At 68.9% G+C, this 22,808-nt stretch carries 17 protein-coding genes, 1 pseudogene and 2 riboswitches; of the genes and pseudogenes, 7 read left to right on the top strand and 11 right to left on the bottom strand.

Translation table 11 applies throughout. From position 1 onward, the window contains the following. Window positions 1-26 precede the first annotated feature (26 nt). From KPB06_RS16420 to cobW, 3 genes are read right to left on the bottom strand one after another with little or no spacing between them, the layout of a single operon-like run. On the bottom strand, window positions 27-1,109 hold the full coding sequence (locus KPB06_RS16420; protein WP_104012146.1) for a magnesium chelatase ATPase subunit I: 1,083 nt from the start codon (window positions 1,107-1,109) through the stop codon (window positions 27-29). Further along, the gene (gene cobN / locus KPB06_RS16425) at window positions 1,106-4,915 is read right to left on the bottom strand and encodes a cobaltochelatase subunit CobN (protein ID WP_104012147.1); all 3,810 of its coding nucleotides are present in this window, start codon (window positions 4,913-4,915) and stop codon (window positions 1,106-1,108) included. The genes KPB06_RS16420 and cobN overlap by 4 nt, the downstream gene beginning before the upstream one ends. Before the next feature lie 6 nt (window positions 4,916-4,921). Continuing rightward, a complete protein-coding gene (gene cobW, locus KPB06_RS16430; RefSeq protein WP_104012148.1) occupies window positions 4,922-6,010 on the bottom strand; it encodes a cobalamin biosynthesis protein CobW in 1,089 nt (362 codons plus the stop codon). Between the two features lie 326 nt (window positions 6,011-6,336). Further along, window positions 6,337-6,600, bottom strand: a riboswitch (cobalamin riboswitch). Window positions 6,601-6,751: 151 nt separating this feature from the next. On the opposite strand from cobW, the gene KPB06_RS16435 reads away from it, so the two are divergent. The 5 genes from KPB06_RS16435 to KPB06_RS16455 all read left to right on the top strand — a co-directional run bounded on the left by KPB06_RS16435 (window position 6,752) and on the right by KPB06_RS16455 (window position 12,436). After that, window positions 6,752-8,890 (top strand): TonB-dependent receptor, encoded by a 2,139-nt coding sequence (locus KPB06_RS16435; RefSeq protein WP_104012149.1) that lies wholly within the window; start codon window positions 6,752-6,754, stop codon window positions 8,888-8,890. 69 nt (window positions 8,891-8,959) lie between these two features. Beyond that, a riboswitch (cobalamin riboswitch) is annotated at window positions 8,960-9,197 on the top strand. Between the two features lie 171 nt (window positions 9,198-9,368). After that, window positions 9,369-10,118 (top strand): uroporphyrinogen-III C-methyltransferase, encoded by a 750-nt coding sequence (cobA, locus tag KPB06_RS16440; protein WP_104012247.1) that lies wholly within the window; start codon window positions 9,369-9,371, stop codon window positions 10,116-10,118. Continuing rightward, window positions 10,115-10,492: a cobalamin biosynthesis protein gene (locus tag KPB06_RS16445; protein ID WP_099316395.1), complete on the top strand. Its 378-nt coding sequence runs from the start codon at window positions 10,115-10,117 to the stop codon at window positions 10,490-10,492. The genes cobA and KPB06_RS16445 overlap by 4 nt, the downstream gene beginning before the upstream one ends. 34 nt (window positions 10,493-10,526) lie before the next feature. Then, entirely contained in the window at window positions 10,527-11,129 is a 603-nt protein-coding gene (gene cobO / locus KPB06_RS16450; RefSeq protein ID WP_059584089.1) for a cob(I)yrinic acid a,c-diamide adenosyltransferase, read from the top strand. 2 nt (window positions 11,130-11,131) lie between these two features. After that, a complete protein-coding gene (locus KPB06_RS16455) occupies window positions 11,132-12,436 on the top strand; it encodes a cobyrinic acid a,c-diamide synthase CobB (protein ID WP_275906168.1) in 1,305 nt (434 codons plus the stop codon). A gap of 87 nt (window positions 12,437-12,523) precedes the next feature. Here the strand turns inward: KPB06_RS16455 and KPB06_RS16460 are convergent. Continuing rightward, window positions 12,524-12,616: pseudogene (locus KPB06_RS16460) on the bottom strand (type II toxin-antitoxin system RelE/ParE family toxin); the annotation flags it as partial. 142 nt (window positions 12,617-12,758) lie between these two features. Next, a complete protein-coding gene (locus KPB06_RS16465) occupies window positions 12,759-13,922 on the bottom strand; it encodes a M20 aminoacylase family protein (protein WP_060318504.1) in 1,164 nt (387 codons plus the stop codon). A gap of 357 nt (window positions 13,923-14,279) precedes the next feature. On the opposite strand from KPB06_RS16465, the gene KPB06_RS16470 reads away from it, so the two are divergent. Next, complete coding sequence (locus KPB06_RS16470) at window positions 14,280-15,350, top strand: type IV toxin-antitoxin system AbiEi family antitoxin (protein ID WP_275906304.1); 1,071 nt, start codon at window positions 14,280-14,282, stop codon at window positions 15,348-15,350. Then, on the top strand, window positions 15,319-16,224 hold the full coding sequence (locus KPB06_RS16475; protein ID WP_104012151.1) for a nucleotidyl transferase AbiEii/AbiGii toxin family protein: 906 nt from the start codon (window positions 15,319-15,321) through the stop codon (window positions 16,222-16,224). Before KPB06_RS16470 ends, KPB06_RS16475 begins: the two co-directional genes overlap by 32 nt. A gap of 45 nt (window positions 16,225-16,269) precedes the next feature. Here KPB06_RS16475 and KPB06_RS16480 read toward each other — a convergent pair whose 3' ends face one another. The 6 genes from KPB06_RS16480 to KPB06_RS16505 form a co-directional block, all read right to left on the bottom strand. Next, entirely contained in the window at window positions 16,270-16,686 is a 417-nt protein-coding gene (locus tag KPB06_RS16480; protein WP_081066539.1) for a type II toxin-antitoxin system VapC family toxin, read from the bottom strand. Then, complete coding sequence (vapB, locus tag KPB06_RS16485) at window positions 16,683-16,946, bottom strand: type II toxin-antitoxin system VapB family antitoxin (RefSeq protein WP_059584333.1); 264 nt, start codon at window positions 16,944-16,946, stop codon at window positions 16,683-16,685. The genes KPB06_RS16480 and vapB overlap by 4 nt, the downstream gene beginning before the upstream one ends. Window positions 16,947-17,197: 251 nt before the next feature. Further along, on the bottom strand, window positions 17,198-18,214 hold the full coding sequence (locus KPB06_RS16490; RefSeq protein ID WP_104012152.1) for a GNAT family N-acetyltransferase: 1,017 nt from the start codon (window positions 18,212-18,214) through the stop codon (window positions 17,198-17,200). Then, window positions 18,214-19,053, bottom strand: coding sequence for a formyltransferase family protein (locus tag KPB06_RS16495; RefSeq protein ID WP_275920498.1), 840 nt, complete (start codon window positions 19,051-19,053; stop codon window positions 18,214-18,216). Before KPB06_RS16495 ends, KPB06_RS16490 begins: the two co-directional genes overlap by 1 nt. A gap of 85 nt (window positions 19,054-19,138) precedes the next feature. Then, window positions 19,139-21,376: a TonB-dependent siderophore receptor gene (locus tag KPB06_RS16500; RefSeq protein WP_104012249.1), complete on the bottom strand. Its 2,238-nt coding sequence runs from the start codon at window positions 21,374-21,376 to the stop codon at window positions 19,139-19,141. 45 nt (window positions 21,377-21,421) lie between these two features. Next, the gene (locus KPB06_RS16505; RefSeq protein ID WP_104012153.1) at window positions 21,422-22,798 is read right to left on the bottom strand and encodes a lysine N(6)-hydroxylase/L-ornithine N(5)-oxygenase family protein; all 1,377 of its coding nucleotides are present in this window, start codon (window positions 22,796-22,798) and stop codon (window positions 21,422-21,424) included. Between the last annotated feature and the right edge of the window lie 10 nt (window positions 22,799-22,808).

The following is a 22,808-nucleotide window of genomic DNA, read 5'->3' on the forward strand; positions in this document are numbered from 1 at the left end:
GTTCGCGGCGGCGCCGGCTCGATGGCTCAGCGTTTTTTTAGCGGCAGCGGCACCACGCCTTTCACGTCGCGCAGCCCGGCCGGTTCGGGCGGCAGGTAGCCCCAGTCGCCCTGCGATGCCGACGCGCCGGCCTGTGTTTCGCCCGATCGGTCGCCGGGCCGCTGGCGCGTATCCGGCGGCGAACGATCGTCGCGTTCGCCGCCGTGTTGCGACGACTGGCGCGACGACTGATGCGGCGGCTCCGCATGGCGCCGATGCCGCAGGACGGCTTCGGCCACGCACTCCACGTGCGACACCGTCACCGCGTCGGCCTGCTCCAGCGCGGCCAGCGCGCGCGCGGCGCGCAGCATCACGAGATCGGCGCGCAACCCGTCGACGGCCGCATCGATGCACAGCGCGCTGACGCGTGCATGAACCGCGTCGTCGAAATCCAGCGCCGGCAGCCGCGCGCGCGCCGCGTGAATCCGGTCCGCGAGTGCGCGCTGGGCAGCCGCATGACGCGCGCGAAACGCGTCCGGATCGAGATCGAATGCAAGACGCGCCTTCACGATCCGCTCGCGCTGCCCAGCGTCGAAGCAGTTCTCGAGTTCGACCATCAGCCCGAAGCGGTCGAGCAACTGCGGGCGTAGCTCGCCCTCCTCGGGATTCATCGTGCCGACCAGCACGAATCGCGCGTCGTGCGCGTGCGACACGCCATCGCGCTCGACGATGTTCACGCCGCTCGCGGCGACGTCGAGCAGCGTATCGACGAGCCCGTCGGCAAGCAGGTTCACTTCGTCGACGTACAGCACGCCGAGGTGCGCGCGAGCCAGCAGGCCCGGCCGGAAGCGCACGCCGTTTTCGGCGAGCGCATGCGCGAGATCGAGCGTGCCCGTCACCTGCTCGTCGCTCGCCGACAGCGGCAGCGTGACGAACTGCCCTTCCGGCAACAGCTCCGCGAGGCCGCGCGCGGCCGTCGATTTCGCGGTGCCGCGCGGGCCGCTGACGAGCACGCCGCCGAGCGACGGGTCGATCGCGGCGAGCAACAGCGCCTGCTGCAATGCGTCCTGCGCGACGAGCGCCGCGAACGGAAAAACCGCGCGGGCGCGGTGCATCGTCGGATCGGTCATCGCCGTCCTCCTTCCTGGCGTTGTTCGCTGGCGAGCCAGACCGCTTCGATCCGCTCGCGATAAGGGCCCGGCTGCTGCCACAGCCCGCGCTGCATCGCTTCGACGAAGCGTTCGCAGATGCCGTGCAGCGCCTTCGGGTTGTGCCGTTCGAGGAACGCGCGGGTGGCGTCGTCGAACAGGTACGCGTCGGCGACGAGTGCGTACTGGTGATCGGACAGCACGCGCGCGGTCGCGTCATAGCCGTACAGGTAGTCGACGGTCGCGGCCAGCTCGGCCGCGCCCTTGTAGCCGTGACGCTTTACGCCGTCGAGCCATTTCGGGTTGACGACGCGCGAGCGGATCACGCGCGCGATTTCCTCGCGCAGCGTGCGCATCTTCGGCGCGACCGGGTTCGCATGGTCGCCGTGATAGATGCTCGGCTGCTGCCCCGACAGATGGCGCACGGCCGCCGTCATCCCGCCCTGGAACTGGTAGTAGTCGTTCGAATCGAGGATGTCGTGCTCGCGGCTGTCCTGGTTCTGCACGACGACGTCGATCGTCGCGAGCCGCTCGCCGAACACGTCGGCCGCCGCGTCGCCCGCGCTGTTCTGCGCGTACGCGTGGCCGCCCCATTGACGGTAGGCATCGGCGAGATCGGCGTCGGTCTGCCAGCGGCGCTGGTCGATCAGGTCCTGCAGGCCCGCGCCGTAACTGCCCGGCCGCGCGCCGAACACGCGCCAGCCGGCGCGGCGCCGCGCGTCGTCGGGCGCCACGCCCTGCGCGACCCACTTCTCGCGTTCGCGCTCGATGCGCGCGCGGATCGGGTTCAACTCCTCCGGCTCGTCGAGCGCGGCAACCGCCTGCACGGCCGCGTCGAACAGATGCATCAGGTTCGGAAACGCGTCGCGGAAGAAGCCCGACACGCGCAGCGTCACGTCGATGCGCGGCCGATCGAAGATCTCGATCGGCAGGATCTCGAAGTCGGTCACGCGGTGGCTGCCGTGCGCCCATTTCGGCCGCACGCCGATCAGCGCGAACGCCTGCGCGATGTCGTCGCCGCCGGTGCGCATCGTGGCCGTCCCCCACACCGACAGCCCGATCGCGCGCGGATAGTCGCCGTGATCCTGCAGATGGCGTTCGATCAGTTGCTGCGCGGATTTCAGCCCGAGCGACCACGCGGCTTGCGTCGGCACCGCGCGCGTATCGACCGAGTAGAAGTTGCGGCCCGTGGGCAGCACGTCGGGGCGGCCGCGCGACGGCGAGCCGCTCGGCCCCGGCGGCACGAAGCGCCCGTCGAGCCCGCGCAGCAGTTGACGCATTTCCTCGCGGCCGCACGCGTCGAGTGCGGGCAACAGCGTCGACCGCACGCGCTCGATCACCGCGAGCGTATGCGGCCATTCGCCGGGCGGCGGCACGTCGATACCGGAATTCTCCGAAGCGGTTCCGCACACAGTGGCCAGCCAGTGCTGCGCGAGCCGTTCGAGCCGCTCGCGCGTATCGCCCGCATGCCGCCACGGCGACGCGTCGAGCGTTTGCAGGATGGCCGGCCGCGGCCCCGTCCACGGCGCGGCCCAGTCGGCCGCGAGCGGATCGAACGCGTCGCCGAGCGCAAGATCGCGCGCGAGCGCGCCGATCAGCCCGGCCCGTTCGCCCTTGCCGTCGCCGACCGGAAAACGTGCGAGCGCGAGCAGCGTGTCGCGCCGCTGGCGCTCGACCGGCGACGCGCCGAACACGTGCAGCCCGTCGCGAATCTGCGCTTCCTTCAATTCGCACAGCCACGCGTCGACCCGCGTGAGCAGCGCATCCTCGTCGCCCGCATCGCGCGGCGGCGACACGCTCAGCTCGTCGTGCAGACGATGCTCGGCGATCGTCGCGAGGATCGTCTTGCGCAGCAGCTTCGCGCGCCGCGCATCGACCATCAGCGCTTCGTAGTATTCGTCGACCTGCCGTTCGAGATCCTGCAGCGGCCCGTAGTTTTCCGCGCGCGTGAGCGGCGGCATCAGGTGATCGACGATCACGGCCTGCGCGCGGCGCTTCGCCTGGCTGCCCTCGCCCGGATCGTTGACGATGAACGGATACAGGTGCGGCAGCGGCCCGAGCGTCAGGTCGGGCCAGCACGCGTCGGACAGCGCGACGCTCTTGCCCGGCAGCCATTCGAGATTGCCGTGCTTGCCGAGATGGATGACGGCGTCGACGCGATACGCATCGCGCAGCCAGAAATAGAACGCGAGATACGCGTGCGGCGGCACGAGGTCGGCATCGTGGTAGCTCGCGTAGTCGTTCTCGTCGCGCGAGCGCGACGGCTGGATGCCGACGAACACGTTGCCCGCGCGCCAGCCGGCGATCGTGAAACGCTGTTGCCGCAGCGTCGGATCGGCTTCGGGCGGCCCCCACCGTTCGTTCAGCGCATCGCGCACGGCGGCCGGCAGCCGCGCGAACCGCGCGACGTAGTCGGCCAGCGCGTAACTCTGAAATGCGGGACGCAGCGTACGCACGGCGGGATCGTTGGTGACGCCCTCGGTGAGCCGCGCAATCAGCGCGTCGCCGTCGGGCGGCAGGTCGGCCACGGTATAGCCCGCGTCGCGCAGCGCCGCGAGCACGCGCAGCGCGGAGGCCGGCGTGTCGAGCCCGACGCCGTTGCCGATCCGCCCTTCGCTTTGCGGATAGTTCGCGAGAATCAGCGCGATGCGCTTGTCGGCGTTATCCAGCGTGCGCAGCCGGCACCAGCCGCGCGCGAGCGCCGCGACGAACGCGATCCGCTCGGCATCCGGCTGGTAGCGCACGACGTCGACCTCGGTATGCGGGCAACGATACGCGAGCCCCTTGAAGCTCACAGCGCGCGTGACGATGCGCCCGTCGACCTCGGGCAGCGCGATGTGCATCGCGATGTCGCGGGCGTGCAGGCCCTGGCTGTCGGCGAGCCACGCGTCGCGATTGCCGCCGGACAGGATCACCTGCAGCACCGGCGCGTCGCCCGCGAGCACGTCGTGTTCGGGGCTGTCGATCGCGCCGGCCGCGAACGCGGTGGTATTCAGCACGAGCGCGACGCCATGCGTGTCGCACAGCTGCGTGATGACCTCGCGGCTCACCGCGTCCTTCAGCGACGTGACGGCGATCGGCAGCGGATTGAGCCGTTCGTGCACGAGCGCATCGGCCAGCGCGTCGAACACGGCCGTGTTCGCGGCCTGCCAGTGCGCGCGATAGAACAGGATCGCGACCACGGGTGCGCCCGGCGTCCAGCGCGCGCGCCAGTCGTCGACGCTCGCCGGGTCGCGCGCCGGGTGATACAGCGCGGCGGCCGGCAGCGGGCGCGGCGGTTCGGGCTCGTCGCCGAACCCGAGCGTGTGAAACGCGATGCTGCGCAGCAGCGCGTCGGCGTTGTGCACGCCGCCCTCGCGCAGATAGCGCCACCACAGCCGGCACAGGTCGGGCCTGACCGTGCTCTTCGCGACGAGGTTCGGGTCCTCCTGCAGGTCGCCCGAGAACATCGCGAGTTGCTGCCCGCGCTTCGACGCGAGCGACACGGCCTGCTCGATCCCGTACGGCCAGTATGCTTCGCCGCCGAGATGATCGATCACGACCGTCTTCGCGTGACGCAGCACGTCGTCGACGTAGAAATCGACCGACGCCGGCTGCCGCAGGAACGTGACGTTCGCGAGCCGCACGCTCGGAAATCCTTCGGGCAAGTGCGGCACGACGCTCGCGAGCAGCGACAGCGTCGTGTCGGCCGAACTCAGGATCACGATGTCGGCCGGCTGCTGGTCGATCCGGACGACGCCCTGCGTATCGTCGACGAAGCCGCCCGGCGTGGTGCGCAGCAGATGCATCGTGCGTTACGCCTGTTGCGGCTCGGCCGCGCACGCGGCGTCGAACGCGCGTTGCAGCTCGGCCGCGTCGAGATCCTCGCCGATCAGCACGAAGCGGCTCGCACGCGTTTCGCCGTCCTGCCAGCGGCGGTCGAAATAGCTGTCGAAACGGCGCCCGACGCCCTGGATCACGAGCCGCATCGGCGCGCCGGGCAGCGCGGCGAAGCCTTTCGCGCGATAGATCGTGTGCGCTTCGACCACACGCTGCAGCGCGGCGATCGTCGCTTCGCGCGTGCCGGCGTCGCCCGACACCACGACCGAATCGAAATCGTCGTGATGGTGATCGTGATCGCCGTCGTCGGCCGAGCCGTGATGGTCGTGACGCAGGTGGATCGTTTCCTCCGACGCCGATTCGAGGCCGAGCAGCATCGCGAGATCGAGCTCGCCGCGCGTCGCACGCACGATCTTCACCTGCGGCGGAATTTCTTCGCGGATCGCGGTTTCGATCCGCGCGAATTCGGCGTCGCCGACGAGGTCGGCCTTGTTCACGATCACGAGATCGGCGGACGACAGTTGATCGGCAAAGAGTTCGTGCAGCGGCGATTCGTGGTCGAGGTTCGGATCGGCGCGGCGCTGCGCGTCGACGGCCTGCGGGTTTTCCGCGAACTGGCCGCTCGCGGCGGCCGGCCCGTCGACGACGGTCACGACCGCGTCGACCGTGAAGCTGTTGCGGATCGTCGGCCAGTTGAACGCCTGCACGAGCGGCTTCGGCAGCGCGAGGCCCGACGTCTCGATCAGCACGTGATCGATGTCCGCGCGGCGCTCGACGAGCGCTTCCATCACCGGATAGAACTCTTCCTGCACGGTGCAGCACAGGCAGCCGTTCGCGAGTTCGTACAGCTGGCCCGCTGCTTCGCCCTGCGCGCCGTCGGCCTCGTCGCAGCCGATGCCGCAGCCCTTGAGGATTTCGCCGTCGATGCCGAGTTCGCCGAATTCGTTGACGATCACCGCGATGCGGCGGCCTTCGGCGTGCTGCAGGATGTGGCGCATCAGCGTCGTCTTGCCGCTGCCGAGAAAGCCCGTGACGATCGTGACGGGCAGCTTGCGTAGGGTCATGGTAGGTCCGGTGTCGAAGAGGGAATCAGGACGGGCTCGTCGCGTCGGTGGCGGCGCGGCCATTCACGGGACGGTACGCGCGAAGGTCGCCGCGCAGTCCGGCCGGACAGCCGCGGGACGGGCGGAACAACGAATCGGGCATGGTGCTTCCTTGCGAACGGTCGACATCGTGAATGCCAACACGGCTGCTGCCTGCCCCGCCCGCGTCGCGCCGTTCGCCGTGCCGGCCGGGCGCGTTCGCGCGCCGGCGGATCGGAGGTGACAGCGGGAAACACCGGGCGTCGGACCTGCTGCGGCCGTGGACGATGCGCCGCCTCCCCGCGGCGCTGAACCCCAATGTTTAGGCCGGTATCCGGGCTGACGAACACGCCGCTTCGCCTTCCCGGATGCGCGGCATCCAGTGGCGGTCGTCCGCATGCGCAGGGCATGCGGCGAAGCGGCGCTGCGTGGCGCTTGCGCGCGACGCGTTCGCTTACCGTTGCGGGGGCAGCACAGGTTGGCTCGACTGCGGTGCAGGCAGGCTCCCTGTTTCCCGTTTAACTGCGTGCGCCGGAGCGGCGCGCGCGAGCACCAAAACGCGTGCGAGTGTAGGCGGCGGGGCCGGGAGCGTCAAGGCGAGCGGTGCGCAGCGAACGCGAATGATTGTCGTTTTCAACTAAGCGAGATAAACTTCACCCGATAACAACGCAACCACCGCGCAACGGCAATGTGAGGCAATCACTCAGTCATCCTTAAATTTTCATGTCGAAACGACAGATATCCGGGCGGCGCTTTCCTGTGCTCGCCCTGTCGCTGTGCTCGATCGCCGGCGTTGCCTCCTTTCCTGCCCCGGCGGCCGAGTTCGACGACGAACTGCCCGCGCTCGAGGTGCGCAGCCGCCGTCATCCGAACGATCCGCGCGCCGAAAGCGTGAGTACGGCGACGCGCACCGCGACCGATCCGCGCGACGTCCCGCAAACGATCGACAGCGTGCCGGTCGAGGAAACGCTGTCCTATGGCGGCCGCACGCTGGCCGACGCGCTGGCCGGCGTGCCGGGTGTGTCCAATACGTCGGACACGCGCTTCGATTCGTTCCGCATTCGCGGCTTTTCCGCCGCGGGCGACCTGCTGCTCGACGGCATGCGCGACGACGCGCAATACGTGCGCAGTCTCGGCAACATCGAACGCGTCGAAGTGCTGAAGGGGCCGGCGGCGGCGCTGTACGGGCGCGGCAGCGGCGGCGGCGTCATCAACCGGATCACCAAGCAGCCGCTGCCGGAAAACTTCGGACATGTGTCGGCGGCGACCGGCAGTTATGGACGACTCGGCGCGTCGGTCGATCTCAACCGGATGCTGTCGGGCGCATGGAGCGTGCGGCTCAATGCCGGACGCGAACACGCGGGCAGCTTCCGCGACCACGTCGACGGCACGCGCCAGTACGTCGCGCCGTCGATCAAATGGCAGGACGCGCGGCGAAGCTGGCTGCTGCAGTTCGAATACGACACGTACCGGCGCGTGCCCGATCGCGGCATGCCGGCGTCGGTCGCCGCGGTCGATGCAGCCGGCAAGCCGCTCGCGTACGCGCTGCCGTCCGCGCCGCGCGCGACCTTCTTCGGCGCGGCGGGCCGCGACACCATCCGCGACGAAAACATGAACTGGCGCTCGGTCTTCACGCACGCGTTCGATGGCGGCTGGGAACTGCGCCATACGCTGGGCGTGCTGGATCTGCGCAGCACTTTCGACAACACCTACGTCACGCAAAGCTACGTCACGAAGCCGCGCGACTACCGGCGCGTGCAACGGGCGCGCTACCTTCAGGACATGACGCATCTGAACGTGCAGACCGGCGTCGAACTGGGCGGCAAGGTCGCGACCGGCCCGGGCGTGCATCACCTGCTGTTCGGCATCGAATACGGCTGGCAGAAACGCGCCCCGACGCTCTGGCAGGCCGACGCGGCGCCGGTCCCGATCACCGGACCGGATCGTCTCGCCCTGGCCGGCTCGACGCCGCGTCCGTATGCGATGAATCGCCACCGTGTCAGCGATTACGCGATCTTCGCGCAGGATCGCATCGACTTCGGGCGAGCATGGAAGCTCCTCGGTGGCGTGCGGGGAGAACGCTTCGACGTCGATTCGACCAACGCGCTGAACGATCTGCATGCACGGCGCACGACGACGGCGTGGAGCCCGCGGCTCGGCGTCGTGTGGTCGCCGGTGAGCGCGCACAGCCTGTATGCGTCGTACAGCAAGAACTTCGCGCCGGTCGGCGGCGACCTGATCGGCATCACGCCCGGCGCGCGCGGCAACGCCAACGATCTCGGCCCGCAATACACGCGTCAATACGAGATCGGCGTGAAAAGCGACTGGCGCGACGGCGCGCTGAGCACGACGCTCGCGCTGTTTCAGCTCGATCTGTACAACCGCCGCGTCGCCGACCCGGTTCGGCCGGGATTCTTCGATCTCACCGGCCTCGAGCGCAATCGCGGTATGGAACTGGGCGTCGCCGGCCGGCTCACGGGCGACTGGTTCGTCCGCGGCGGCATCGGCTGGCAACACGCGCGGGTGGTCGACGCCGAACCGAAGTACGCGGGCAAGCGGTCGGCGGGCGTGTCGGCGTCGAACGGCAGCCTGTTCGTCGGTCATGCGCCGCTGCGCGGGTTTTTCGCCGAACTCGGGCTCGTGTACGAAGGTGCGCGCTACGCCGATCGCGACAACCTGCTCGAACTGCCCGCCTACGTGCGCTGGGACGGCAAGGCCGGATATCGCACGCGCGACCTGGAGGTGACGCTGGCGGCCGTCAACCTGACCGATCGCGACTACTACGCGAATGCGACGAGCGTCGCGCAGATCATGCCCGGCGCGCCACGCACGTTCACGCTGACGGCGACGTACAAGTTCTGACCGCGTGCATGGTGCCGCCGCCCCGCGCCGCGGGCGCGCCGGGGCCGCTCGCGCGGCGCACGCGTGTGCTATCGTATGCGCCGCGTTCGGTGCTCGCATGCGCATTCCGTGCATGCAGTTAAACGGGAAACAGGAGGCGAAGATCCGCCCGGCCTGTGCTGTCCCCGCAACGGTACGCCGCCCGCGCAACGCGCTCAGCCGCGCGTGCGCCCAGGCCGCCCGCGATGCCACTGCCCTTCAGCCGGGCGGGAAGGCTGCGGCCTGGCAAGCGGCCAGCCCGGATACCGGCCGACGCAAGGGGCGAGCGCACTGCTCGCCGAACGCCCGATCCGCGGGGAACGGATCGGGTGCGCATTCCACCCGCGTTCGCGCGGGTTTCGCCCCGATCCGCCATGCACTGCCTGCCCGCCGGCCGCCGATGCGCCGCCCGCCTGCCCTGTTCCACTGTTTCGACACGGTGCGCGCCGTGCCGCGCGCGATGAGCCGCGCCTGGCTCGTCGGCGCCGGCCCCGGTGACGCCGACCTGCTCACGCTCAGGGCCGTACGCGTGATCGGCGCGGCCGACGTGCTGCTCGTCGACGATCTCGTGAACCCCGACGTGTTGCGCCATGCGCGCGCCGATGCGTCGATCGAGCACGTCGGCAAGCGTGGCGGCCATGCGTCGACGCCGCAGGAGACGATCGTCGCCGCGATGCTCGCGCACCTGCGCGCGGGCCGCAGCGTCGCACGGCTCAAGGGCGGCGATCCGTTCGTGTTCGGCCGCGGTGGCGAGGAACTGATCGCGCTCGGCGCGGCAGGTTTTCCGGTGGAAGTCGTCAACGGCATCACGGCCGGCATCGCCGCGCCGGCCGCGCTCGGCATCCCGGTCACGCACCGCGGCGACGCGCAAGGCGTGATCTTCGTCACGGGCCACGGCGCGGGCGCCGACGAGCCCGACTGGCGCGCGCTCGCGGCCACCCGCATGACGATCGTGATCTACATGGGCATCCGCCGGCTCGACGCGATCGCCGCGGCGCTGCGCGACGGCGGCCTGCCCGGCGACACGCCGTGCGCGGCGATCGAGAACGCCACGCGCGCCGAACAGCGCCACGTACTCGCGACGCTCGATACGCTCGTCGCGCGCATCGGCGAAACCGGCATCGGTTCGCCGGCGATCGTCGTGATCGGCCGTGTAGCCGCGCTCGCCGACGATCCGGCGGTGCGTGCGGCGTTCGGCGGCCGCGCATGATGCGCGTCGCGCTCGGCGTCGGCTTCCGCGCAGGTGTCACGCCCGCGCAACTCGATGCCGCGATCCGCGCCGCGCTCGCGCGCCATCCGGGCGCCGAACCGGCGCTCGTCGCGACGCTCGCCGACAAGGCGCGCGCCCGTGCGCTGCGCACGCTGTGCGCGCGCCGTGGCTGGCCGCTCGTCGCGTTCGATGCGGCGCAACTCGCGAGCCGTCCGGAACTGGCCGCGAGCGGTCCTTCCGACGCAGTGCTGGCGCGCTTCGGCGTCGCGGGCGTGGCCGAGCCGTGCGCGCGGCTCGCGGCGCCGCATGGCCGGCTGCTCGGCCCCAAATCCATCCGGGACGGCGTGACGGTCGCGCTCGCCGGCCCGCTTTGAACCCATTGTTTCGCTTTCGACAGGACGATTCCCGATGAAGACCGATTCCGAATCCCATCAGCGGATGGCCGAACGCCGCCGCGCCGGCCACGAGAAGAAGCAGGCCGCCGCCACGCAGGAGAAAGGCCTGCTGATCGTCCACACCGGCAACGGCAAGGGCAAGAGCACGGCCGCGTTCGGGATGGCCGTGCGCGTGCTCGGCCACGGCATGCGGCTCGGCGTCGTGCAGTTCATCAAGGGGGCGCTGCACACGTCCGAGCGCGACTTCCTCGGTGCGGTCGCGCAATGCGATTTCGTGACGATGGGCGACGGCTATACGTGGAACACGCAAAACCGCGACGCCGACATCGCGACCGCGCGCAAAGGCTGGGACGAGGCGCGCCGGATGATCGAAAGCGGCGACTACCGGATGGTGATCCTCGACGAGCTGAACACCGTGCTGAAGTACGAATACCTGCCGCTCGACGAAGTGCTCGCGACGCTCACGGCTCGACCGGAGTCGGTGCACGTCGTCGTCACCGGGCGGCACGCGCCCGATGCGCTGATCGATGCGGCCGATCTCGTCACCGAAATGCGACTCGTCAAGCATCCGTACAAGGAGCAAGGCGTGAAGGCGCAGCGCGGCGTGGAGTTCTGAGCATGCCGGCCTGCCCCGCGCTGTTCGTCAGCGCGCCCGCGTCGGGCCAGGGCAAGACGTCGGTGACGGCCGCCCTCGCGCGGCTGCACCGCCGGCTCGGCCGCCGCGTGCGCGTGTTCAAGACCGGGCCCGATTTTCTCGATCCGATGCTGCTCGAACGCGCGAGCGGCGCGAGCGTGCATGCGCTCGATCTCGGCATGGTCGGCGAGGCCGGCTGCCGCGCGCTGCTCGCCGAAGCCGCGCGCGACGCGGACCTGATCCTGATCGAAGGCGTGATGGGCTTGTTCGACGGCACGCCGAGCAGCGCCGATCTCGCGGCCGCGTTCGGCGTGCCGGTCGTCGCGGTGATTTCGGCGAAGGCGATGGCGCAGACGTTCGCGGCGATCGCCTTCGGGCTCGCGCGGTTCCGGCCGGGGTTGCCGTTTCACGGCGTGCTGGCCAACCGCGTCGGCTCGGCGCGGCATGCGGAGTTGCTGCAACAAGCGTTGCCCGGCGACCTGCGCTGGCTCGGATACGTGCCGGCCGACGCGGGCATCGCGCTGCCGGAGCGGCATCTCGGCCTGCATCAGCCGGCCGATATCGACGATCTCGATGCGCGGCTCGACCGCGCGGCCGACGTGCTCGCGCAAACCGCGCTCGCCGAGTTGCCGCCTGCCGTCACATTCGCGGAACCGGACGTGGCCGCGCCGCTGCCGCGTGCGCTGGCCGGCAAGCGGATCGCGGTGGCGCGCGATGCGGCGTTTTCGTTCATCTATCCGGCGAATCTCGCGTTGCTCGACGCACTCGGTGCCGAGCTGCGATTCTTCTCGCCGCTCGCCGACGAACCCGTGCCCGACGATTGCGACGCGCTGTTTTTGCCGGGCGGCTATCCGGAACTGCATGCGGCGACGCTTGCCGGGAATGCCGCGACCGCACGGACGATTCGCGCGCATGCGGCCGCCGGCCGGCCGATCGTCGCGGAATGCGGGGGGATGGTGTATCTGTGCGAATCGCTGACCGATGTGGATGGGTCGACGACGCCGATGCTCGGCGTGCTGCCGGGCCACGCGACGATGCAACGCCGGTTCGCGGCGCTCGGCATGCAGCAGCTCGATACGCGCATGGGGCCGATGCGCGGGCATACGTTTCACTACTCGCGGCTCGCGACGCCGCTGGTGCCGATTGCGAACGCCACGCGCCCCGACGGCACGCCGGGCGGCGGCGAAGCCGTCTATCGCAGCGGCGCCATCGTCGCGACGTACATGCACATGTACTGGCCGTCGAATCCGGATGCGGTCGTGGCGTTGTTCAGCGGGGACGTGCTCTGAACGGATCAATGCCGCGCCTGCATCGAGGCGGCATCCTGTCGGCTTTGAGCGTCGCTTTGTAGCGACTACGGCATTCGACGGGCGCGGCTACGGATGCCGTTCGATGTCCATTCGCTGATGCAGGAGCCGAATCACATCGATCGCGTCATCCGTTTCACGGTAAAACACAACGTGAGATCGAGCGGGGTAGCGAAAATACCCGTCGCGAACGACGCAAGTTCGCCCCGTTTTTTTGCCGCGCGCAGCGCTTCGATGGTGCCGCTCAGATCACGGTGATGGTGCTCTGCCTGCTCAGGAGACCCACGCTGTCTAGCCTCGTCCGTCACACCAGAAACGCCTCGGCCAACTTCACCCAGTACGACGCACCGGTCGGCAACGCCGCGTCGTTGAAGTCATAGCCGGGGTTGTGCACCATGCAGCCGCCCTCCCCGTCGCCGTTGCCGATGATCAGGTAGCAGCCCGGCCGCTTCTCGAGCAGGAACGCGAAATCCTCGCTGCCGGTGAGCGGCACCATTCCGTCGATCAGATTGGCTTCGCCGACCCATTCACGCGCGACGCCGCGCGCGAACGCCGTCATCTCCATATCGTTGACGAGCACGGGGTAGCGGCGCTGGTAGTCGATCGTCGCGGTCGCGCCGAACACGGCTGCCTGCGCATGCACGACCTCCTTGATGCGCGTCTCCAGCAGGTCGCGCACGTCGGGCTTCAGCGCACGCACCGACAGGCGCATCTGCGCGCGATCGGGAATCACGTTCGGCGCGTCGCCCGCATGGATCGCGCCGACCGTGACGATCGCCATGTCGAGTGGCGACACATTGCGCGACACGATCGTCTGCAGCGCCAGCACGATCTGCGCGCACACGACGACGGGATCGATCGCCCGGTGCGGCACCGCGCCGTGTCCGCCGCGGCCCTGCACGTCGATGACGACCGTATCCGACGACGCCATGAACGGCCCCGGCAGGAAACCGAACGTGCCGGTCGGGAAGCCCGGCATGTTGTGCATCGCGAAGATCGCGTCACAGGGAAATTGCTCGAACAGCCCGTCGTCGAGCATCTTCTTCGCGCCGCCGAGCCCTTCCTCGGCCGGCTGGAAAATCAGATTCAGCGTGCCCGAGAAGCGGCGTTCGCGCGCGAGGTGCTTCGCGGCCGCGAGCAACATCGCCGTGTGGCCGTCGTGGCCGCACGCGTGCATCTTGCCCGCGATCGTGCTCTGGTACGGCAGGCCCGTCGTTTCGTGGATCGGCAGCGCGTCCATGTCGGCGCGCAGCCCGAGGCGCTGCTGGCCGTCGCCCACTTTCAACTGCGCGACGACGCCAGTGCCGCCGAGCCCGCGATGCACGGTGTAGCCCCATGATTGAAGTTGCTCCGCGACGAGATCGCTCGTCGCGAATTCCTCGAAACCCAGTTCGGGGTGGGCGTGGATGCGATGCCGGATCTCGATCATTTCGTCGGCAAGGCCTGCGGGGATCACGCTGTGCGTCACGGTGTCGTCTCCTGTTGTCCAGTGGGGAACGTGCAGGCAAGGATAGTTCGTTGAGCAGCAACCGGACAGACAGAAAGTCGTCGCGGTGGCAACCGTTGATTGTCGGTCGATCGCAGGACGCGGGGCAAAGCGCGGCCGCCCGTATGGGCTATCCCATACGAACGACTGCCGCTAGCGACAGGCATGCCCGACACGGGGTGTTCCGGCTCGATTTTCACACGGAGGTTATCGTTGGCAGTCGCCCAACATCCCGGAATAATCTCTTTACATCAACGGGTTGAAATGATTTGTTCATTTTTTGACGGTTGTACATTTTTTGTGTACGCTGACAAAACAGTGAACAAGCGATTCTCCGTGATGCCCGCGAACGTCCCCCTCCCCATCTCGGAACAGCATGTGCTCGACGAGGCTTGTGCCGCGTTCGGACGCGCGACCCGGCGCTTCGCCGCGCGGCCCGTGCGCGTGCCGCAGGCGTACCAGGCGCGCGCCGACGCCATGATTCGCTTCGACATCGCCGGGCAGACCTTCGAGATGCCGGCAGCCGTGAGCGTCGGCGTCGAATCGCTGCAAGCAGCGCTCGCGGCGCTGCGTCGCCGCGGCGGCCCACCGGTGCCGGGCGAGCGGCCGCTGATGCTGGTCGCACCTTATTTTTCTGCCGAACTGGCCGCCCGCCTGACCGAGCACGACATCCCGTTTCTCGATACCGCCGGCAATGCGAGCCTGATCCAGCCGGAGGCCACCCTGATGATCGCCGGCCGACCGAAACCTGCGCGTACGCCGCGCCGTCAGGCGTCGCGCGCGACCACGCCGAAGGGGCTCGCCGTGATGTTCGCGCTCGCGACGCAGCCGGGCCTCGTCGCACAGCCGTACCGGGCGATCGCCGCCGCGTCGGGCGTCGCGCTCGGCACGGTCAATCTCGCGATGGACGACTTGATCGCGCGCGGCCTCGTCGCGCAGCGGCGCAACGGCGAAAGGCTGATGCCGGACTGGCCGCGCTTCCTGCAGGAATGGGTCGCGCTGTACCCGAGCCGCCTGCGCCCGAAACTGCCGGCCCGGCGGTTTGCCGCGATCGCACCCGACTGGTGGCGCGGCTTCGATTTCGCCGCCTTCGATGCGCGGCTCGGCGGCGAAGCGGCGGCGGATCTGCTGACGCACGACCTGAAGCCGGCGGCGATCACCGTCTATACGCACGGCGCCGTGCCGAACCGCCTGCTGCTGCAGGCGCGCCTGCGCCCGGACGAGCACGGCGACGTCGAGCTGCTCGAAGCGTTCTGGCCGCGCTCGCCGGCGCTCGACTGGGGCGAGCAGGATGTGCCGCTCGTGCCGCCGCTCCTGATCTATGCGGATCTCGTCTCGTCCGGGGACAGCCGCAACCTTGCTGCCGCCGAACGGATCCATGACCGATACCTCACCCACCCGCCCGCTTGAAGTCGAGGCGAGCCGGCCGCTCGAACCGGCGGCGGTCGCGCTGCTGCGAGCGGTCGGCACGACCTGCGCGCAACTCGACGCGGCCTTCGTCGTGGCCGGCGCAACCGCGCGCGACATTCTGATGTGGCATGTCCACGGCATCCGGCCGGCGCGCGCGACGCGGGACGTCGACGTTGCCGTATGCGCGGTGAGCTGGCCGTTCCACGCGCAGCTCGTCGATGCGCTCGTCGCGACCGGGCGATTCACGCGAGCACCGAAACAACAGCAGAAACTGCTGTTCGAAAGCGGCATGCCGGGCTTTCGCACCGAGCTCGATCTCGTGCCGTTCGGGCCGCTCGAAGCGCCGCCGGGCGAGATCGCGTGGCCGCCGGCCGGTGAATTCGTCCTGAACGTGCTCGGCTTCCAGGAAGCGGTCGACACGGCGCAGCCGGTATCGATCGACGCGCGGACCGTGGTGCCGGTCGCCCGTTTGCCCGCCCTCGCGCTGCTCAAGCTGCTCGCGTGGAAAGATCGGCGCGCGCGCCAGAACAGCGACGCGTACGACCTGCTGTTTCTGCTGCGCCACTATCATGACGCCGGGAATCGCGAGCGCATCTGGGACGCGGCGGCCGATCTGCTCGAGACACATGCGTTCCAGCCCGGTCTTGCCGCAGCCGGGTTGCTCGCGCGGGATGCGAAACGCATCGCCCTGCCGCAAACGCGCGACGCCATCCGCGCATTGCTGTCCGACGAAGCAACCTATGCGGCACTCCGCCAGGATCTGCTCGCTCGCGCGTTCGCGCTGCTGCCAGGCGAATTCAGCGACGACGCCGAACGGTATCTCGACGCGTTCCGCCGCGCGTTTCTCGTCGATTCGCCTGCGCCGCACGCATGATGCGCCAAGCAGCGGCGACGGCATCGCACTTGCAGCCCGACGTATTCATGCCGCCCAATCCTCCAGCGACAACCCCGCGACACGGCCGAATTCGCGGCCGTTGTGCGTGACGAGCACTGCACCGGCCGCGATCGCATGCCCGGCGATCGACGCATCGTTTGCGCCGATCGGCGTGCCGCGTACGGCGAGCGCCGCGCGAATCGCGGCCGTGGCGTCCACCGCCGCGGAATCCCACGACAGCACGCCATCCAGCCGGGAAACGAAGGCCGTCACGAGTTCCGCATGCTTCGGGGACGCTCGTTTGCCAACCGCGCCGAAGCGCATCTCGGCGTAGGTAACGGCCGACACGACGATCCGGTGCTGCGCGTTGACGCACGACTGCAACCGCGACAGCACGACGGGTGGCCGCTCGCGCATGATGAACGAACAGATGTTCGTATCGAGCATGTAGAGCGTGGTCACCGGTTGGACTCCGTCGGGGCGTCGGCGTCGCCGGACAGATCGAAGCGACCGGACTCGATGACGGCCGGGCGTTCGGCAAGGAAATCGGCATCGGCCAGCGGTTCGTTCGCGAACGACAGCCACGTGGGACGTACCGGCCTTAACAGCAGCGTATCGCCCTCGCGGCGGATCTCGAGTTCCGTGACACCCTCGAACTCCATGTCCTTCGGGATGCGGATTGCCTGGTTACGGGCGTTCTTGAAAATGGAAACGGTGCGCATGAGCCACTCCGTGGAAGTACGATGCGCCCATTCTAGACATATGTCGGCATATGTCAATTTGGCGGGTGGCGAACTCGCGGTTGCGTCCCACGTTGTCGAGGATGTCTGATTCATGCTGGCGGCCTGTCGTCGATGAGAGAAGTGACCCATTCTTCATGACGCAGGCCGCGCGGTCCATATACCGGACGGCCGATGCATGCGCATCGCAAGGCTGCGCGCACCGTCGCAGCGACGCCGCGTGCCCGGCCCCGTCAAGGCAACCGGAAAGTGTCAAAAAACGTATCGCGCTCGATCACGGTGAGCGCCGCGCGCTTGTGCGGGAAATCGAATTCCTTCAGCGTGTAGAACCCCAGCCGGTGCATGTACGCGATATGCCGCACGTGATCCACGCGCGGCTCGCCGACGAGCCGCTGCGTACGCGGCTCGTCGACGAACATGTAGTGCAGCACCCCGCTCCACCACGCATGCAGCTTGCCCGCGCTCTGGAAACGCGAATCGCCGATCAGCAGGTGCAGCCCGCGATCGTAGTCGTGCGCGTCGTAGAACGGCGCGAGGCGGTCCTCCTTCGCCCAGTAGAACTCGAAATAGCCGAACGGCGTGTCGTCGAAATAGCCGATCATCGGGTGCATGTGCGGGTCGGCCAGCCGTTCGGCGAGATACGCCGCATGCTCGTCGCGCGTGCCGCGCTGGTCCCAGAAATGCGCGACACGGTCGAGGTTCATCCAGCCGCTGAACAGGTCCGCGTGTGCATCGATGTCGACGGTGCGCAGGCTGAACGTCATCCCGACCTGCGGCATGTGGCGCGCATAGATCTCGCCGGCGGGCGACGGCGGCCGCACCGGATGCCGATGGCCGTTCGTGATCGCGTAGCGCAGCGGCATCCCGCCCGACGCGCTCGCCTTCAGCCACGGCCGCGGATTCTGCCAGAACGTCGTGCGCGACACGGTGAGCCGCAGCGTGTCGCCCGCGACTTGCGCGCCGTCGATCACGCCCTCGCGCACCGCACGCGCGACGTACGCCGCCACGGCCGCCGCATCGGCGCCGCCGCGCGGCACCGAGATCGTCGCCGCGTCGTACCGCGTGTCGGTGTTGAACAGCGCGACGAACGTCGCGAGCAGCGCGTCGGGCGCGTCGTTGGGCCGCCATGCGTCGAGCGCATGCTCGACGACGGCCCCCGCCTGCCCGTGCGCGGCGCCGTCGAGCGCGGCGGCCGCTTCACCTTCGACCGCGTCGGCGGCGCCGGCCGGTTTCGTCAGCGTGTCTTGCATCACAATGCTCCCGCGTCGTGGCGGTCGGCGAGGACGTGCAGCCCGCGCTCGAGCGCCGGAAACAGGCTGCGCTGGAAGTTGTTCCAGCGCAGTTCGAGAATCGTGTCGTCCGGCGCGATCGGCGTGTCGAGCACGTCGCAGATCACCTCGCCGGAATCGATACCGTTGTCGACGTAGTGGAACGACGCACCCGTCATCGTCACGGGTTCGACCGCCGACGTGGCGCCCGTGGCCCAGTCGACGCGTTCGCCGCGCGCGCCGTGCAGCGCGTCGAGCGTCGCCCACGCGCCGCGCCGCTGGTACTGCGAATCGTCGGCCGTGATGCCCGGGTGGATGTTCGCGATGCGCCGGTGAAAGCGCGCGCCCGGCCGCACGAGTTCGTCGAGGATCACGAGCAGCCCGTCGAGCACGACGATGTCCGCTTCGAGTTCGAGCAGGCGTTCGAGCAGGCGGCGCTCGAACGCCTGTTTGCCGGCCACGCGCTCGCGCGCGTCGCGCGGCAGCCGCCGGTACGTCGACGCAATCGTGCAGAACAGTTCGTCGACCGGTCTGCCCTGCACCGTCAGGCCTTCCGGCAGGATCCACGGGCGGCCCGGGGTGCGCGCGAAACCGTAGTCGGCCACTTTCGCGCGGTCGGCGGGCGAGCCTTCGTCGTCGTCGACGATCACGCCCTGGAGCGTGTAGCGTTCGCCGAGCGGCGAATCGTTCAGGCGCTCGACGAGGAATTCGAGCGGCGCCTTCATGTAGCGCGTGCCGCCCCGATAAGCGACCGGCTGGCCGGCACGATCGGCCGCGCCGTTGCGCAGCGACTGGATGTAGACGAGATTTTTCTTCGGCATGGATGCGTCGTGGAAAAGCGGACGAAGGCGCCGCGGCCGCCCGCGCCGGCCACGAAGGCCGGCCGGCGAGCCGCGGCGCGCGACGTCACCAGTTGTATTTCGCGGTCGCGATAACCGTGCGGTCGGTCCCGAAAATGCAGACGTTGTTCGACTGGCAACCGCTGATGTAATGGCGGTTGAACAGGTTCGTCCCGTTCACGGCGAAGCGCCAGTTACGCATGTCGTAATGCAGGCCCGCGTCGAACAGCGTGACGCTCGATACCGTCAGCGAGTTGTCGGCCGCACCGGCCGACGCGCTCTGGTAGCGAATGCCGCCGCCGAGGCCGAAGCCCGCGAGCGGCCCCGTGTGCCACGTCCAGTCGGTCCACAGCGACGCCATCTGGCGCGGCCGCGGGATATCGACCGGCCAGTTGTTCAGCGAGACGTCGTTGGCCTGCACGTTCTTCACGTCCTGATAGACGTACGACGCGATCACCGACAGGTTGCGCGTGACCTTGCCGGTCGCGCTCAGCTCGATCCCGCGCGAGCGTACCTCGCCCGTCTGCACCGACTTCGTGCCGGTCGGGTCCTGGCTCGGCAGCGCCGACGTGAGCACGTTGGTCTGGTTGATCTGGTAGATCGCCGCGTTCAGCATCAGGTTCTTGCCGGGCGGCTGCCAGCGCAGGCCGGCTTCGATCTGCTTGCCGCGCGTCGGCTGCGGCAGCCCGCCGCCGACCAGGTTCACGCCGATCAGCGGATTGAACGACGTCGCGTAGCTGACGTACGGCGACAGCCCGTAATCGCCCTGGTACGTGAGGCCGACGCGGCCCGTGAATGCCGTCACATCGGCCTTCGTCGACGTGCCGGCCGCGCGGTCGTCCTGCCGCAGGTTGACCCAGTCCTCGCGGCCGCCGAGCGTCAGCGTCCAGCGGTTCCACTTGATCTGATCCTGCGCGTACAGGCCGAACGTGTTCAGCGTCGTGTACGTGTTGGTGCGGATCGTCGCGTCGGGCGTGAACACCGCCGTCGTGACGGGCTGGTACACCGGGTTGTAGATGTTCAGCGGCGGCGCGGCGGCCAGCCATTCGCTGTCGGTCGCGGTCTGCCGGTTGTACTGGAAGCCGAGCAGCAGCGTGTGCTGGAGCGGGCCCGTGGCGAAACGGCCCTCGAGGTTGTTGTCGATGTCGAAGCGGCTGTAGTTCATCTGGAACACGCCGGCCCAGCGCGACACGTCGGTCGTGCTGCCGTCGACGAAGCCGTTGCCGAACACCGAACCGTTGTCGAGCGACAGGTGCATCAGCCGCGTATTCTGGCGGAACGTCCAGGCCGGCGTCAGGTTGCGCTCGAACTGGTAGCCGACCGACCACTGCTTCTTGCGGTAGTAGTTGAAATTCGGGTCGCCGCCGTAGACGTCCTTGTCGAGCTGCCCGTTCGGATTCGGCAGCACCGTACCCTGCGCGGGCAGGAAGTTCGACGAGATGTCGCCCCAGTCCTGCAGGTAGGTCGCGGACAGCGTCAGCGACGTATCCGCGTCCGGGCGCCAGCGGAACGACGGCGCGAGCGCGACGCGCTGGTCGTTGTTCGGGCCCGTCAGCGCGTTGCCGTCGCGCGCGACGCCGACGAACCGGTACGCATACTTGCCGTCCGGATCGAGCTTGTCGCCGACGTCGATCATGAACTGCTTGCGCGCGTAGTTGCCGATCTGCACGCCCGCTTCGCGCACGCGCTCGCCGTCGGCGAGCTTGGTGTGCACGTCGATGATCGCGCCCGGATCGCCCGCGCCGTACAGCACCGAGGTCGGCCCGCGCAGCACGCTGATGCTGTCGATCATGTACGGATCGACGCGCCAGCTCGCGAGGTTGATCGTGTTCGGCACCTGCAGCCCGTTCACGTAGGCGGTCGGCGTGAAGCCGCGCAGCGCCGCGTACCAGTCGGAGCGGTTGTCCGAGCCGTACGACGAGAAGCCCGGCACGTAGCGCAGCGCCGCGTTCACGTCGGTGGCGCCGGTCATCTCGATCTGCTGCGCGGTGACGACGTTGATCGTCTGCGGGATCTCGTTGAGCGGCGTGTCGGTCTTGGTGCCGGTCGTGCTGCGCTTCGCGACGAGCCCGACCGTGCCGTCACCTGCCGAGGCCGCGTTGACGGTGATCGCCGGCAGCGTGCCGTTTTGCGCGCTGGTCGACTCATTCGCCGTCGCGCCGTTTTGCGCACTGCTGGCCGACGCCGCGGCGCCCGCGTTCACGGCCGGCGCCGTCTGGGCGTATGCGTGCCCTGCCGCCGTACCGAACGCCACGCTTGCCGCGGCTGCGATCGCACGCAAACGCGTGCCTGTTGCCCACTCCATCTTCTTCTGCTCCACTTTTTCGTGCGGTCTCCGACCGCGCCTTTGTCAAAGAGCGAAAGCCATCCGGCCCGCGCTCACCCCGTTGTTCGGTCGTTTTTCTTGCGTTGCCCGGGCCGCGCCGTCGTCCTCGGCGAGCGCGATCCCGTCTTCGAGCGACGCGCAGATTTCGTCCGCGCGGCGCGCCAGTACCGACAGCAACGTGTCGGACAGGCCGTGGCTGTCTTCGCAGCAGCCTTGCAGGTAGATGCGCGGCGCGAAGTGCTCGGGCGTCGCGAGCAGGTAGTCGCGCGTCACGTCGCCGCGCGTGAGCGCATCGCCCAGATGCGGCGCGAGCCCTTCGAGCAGCGCCGAATGCGTGTCGCGGCGATAGCCGGTCGCGAGCACGAGCGCATCGAAACGCTCGACGCGCGTGGCGCCGCTCATCCGGTCGCGCAGCGTCAGCTCGATGCGGCCGTCGGCGGCGCGCACCGCGGCCTCGATCGCGCTGTTCGCGAGCAGCGCATGGCGCGGCGTGCCGTCGATGCGCTGCAGGTACAGCATTTCGTAGATCTGCTCGATCAGCGGCCGGTCGACCACCGCGTAGTTCGTGTCGCGATAGCGCTCGAGCAGCGCACGACGCGCGTCGTGCGGCTGCGCATAGACGACGTCGGTGAATTCGGGGCTGAAAATTTCGTTGACGAACGGGCTGTCGTCGGCCGGCTTCAACGCGCCGGCGCGCATCACGAGACTCGCGTCGACGTGCGGGAAGCGGCGCGCGAGGTCGATGAACACCTCGGCCGCGCTCTGCCCCGCGCCGATCACCGCGACGCGGCGGCGTTCGCCGTCGGGCGACGCGACGAGCCGGTCGATGTCGGCCAGGTACGACGACGAATGGATCACGCGGTCGCGGCCGAGCGCGGCGAATGCATCCGGAATCGCCGGCGTGCCGCCGACGCCGACCGACAGCGCGCGCGTGACGCGCTGGCGCTCGTGGCCGGCCGCGTCGCGCGACAGCACGCGCAGCGCGTCGATCTTCGCGCCGTCGCCGCGCACCGGTTCGATCCCCAGCACCGTCTCGCTGTAATGGACGCGGTCGTCGAACGCATCGGCGACCCAGCTCAGGTAATCGTGGAATTCGACGCGGGTCGGGTAGAAATTCTTCAGGTTGATGAATTCGTTCAGGCGGCCGCGTTCGAACAGATAGTTGATGAACGTGTAGCGGCTCTTCGGATCGCGCATCGTCACGAGATCCTTCAGAAACGAAATCTGCATCCGGCAGTCGTCGAGCAGCATCCCGCGATGCCAGCCGAATTCCGGCTGGCGCTCGATGAAGCAATGGGCGAGCGTGTGCGCGCCGCCGCGCTCCGCGAGGCGCACGGCCAGCGCCAGATTCGACGGCCCGAAGCCGACGCCGATCAGGTCGAATACGGTTTCTCTCTGCATGTCTCAGCTC

The organism is Burkholderia semiarida, assembly GCF_029268935.1.
In the GTDB taxonomy this organism is placed as follows: domain Bacteria; phylum Pseudomonadota; class Gammaproteobacteria; order Burkholderiales; family Burkholderiaceae; genus Burkholderia; species Burkholderia semiarida.

Bases quoted from the DNA above. Each gene is read 5' to 3' on its own strand.
- KPB06_RS16420 (WP_104012146.1), bottom strand. From the start codon at position 1,109: ATGACCGATCCGACGATGCACCGCGCCCGCGCGGTTTTTCCGTTCGCG.
- cobN (WP_104012147.1), bottom strand. From the start codon at position 4,915: ATGCATCTGCTGCGCACCACGCCGGGCGGCTTCGTCGACGATACGCAG.
- cobW (WP_104012148.1), bottom strand. From the start codon at position 6,010: ATGACCCTACGCAAGCTGCCCGTCACGATCGTCACGGGCTTTCTCGGC.
- KPB06_RS16435 (WP_104012149.1), top strand. From the start codon at position 6,752: ATGTCGAAACGACAGATATCCGGGCGGCGCTTTCCTGTGCTCGCCCTG.
- cobA (WP_104012247.1), top strand. From the start codon at position 9,369: ATGAGCCGCGCCTGGCTCGTCGGCGCCGGCCCCGGTGACGCCGACCTG.
- KPB06_RS16445 (WP_099316395.1), top strand. From the start codon at position 10,115: ATGATGCGCGTCGCGCTCGGCGTCGGCTTCCGCGCAGGTGTCACGCCC.
- cobO (WP_059584089.1), top strand. From the start codon at position 10,527: ATGAAGACCGATTCCGAATCCCATCAGCGGATGGCCGAACGCCGCCGC.
- KPB06_RS16455 (WP_275906168.1), top strand. From the start codon at position 11,132: ATGCCGGCCTGCCCCGCGCTGTTCGTCAGCGCGCCCGCGTCGGGCCAG.
- KPB06_RS16470 (WP_275906304.1), top strand. From the start codon at position 14,280: ATGCCCGCGAACGTCCCCCTCCCCATCTCGGAACAGCATGTGCTCGAC.
- KPB06_RS16475 (WP_104012151.1), top strand. From the start codon at position 15,319: ATGACCGATACCTCACCCACCCGCCCGCTTGAAGTCGAGGCGAGCCGG.
- vapB (WP_059584333.1), bottom strand. From the start codon at position 16,946: ATGCGCACCGTTTCCATTTTCAAGAACGCCCGTAACCAGGCAATCCGC.
- KPB06_RS16490 (WP_104012152.1), bottom strand. From the start codon at position 18,214: ATGCAAGACACGCTGACGAAACCGGCCGGCGCCGCCGACGCGGTCGAA.
- KPB06_RS16495 (WP_275920498.1), bottom strand. From the start codon at position 19,053: ATGCCGAAGAAAAATCTCGTCTACATCCAGTCGCTGCGCAACGGCGCG.
- KPB06_RS16500 (WP_104012249.1), bottom strand. From the start codon at position 21,376: ATGGAGTGGGCAACAGGCACGCGTTTGCGTGCGATCGCAGCCGCGGCA.
- KPB06_RS16505 (WP_104012153.1), bottom strand. From the start codon at position 22,798: ATGCAGAGAGAAACCGTATTCGACCTGATCGGCGTCGGCTTCGGGCCG.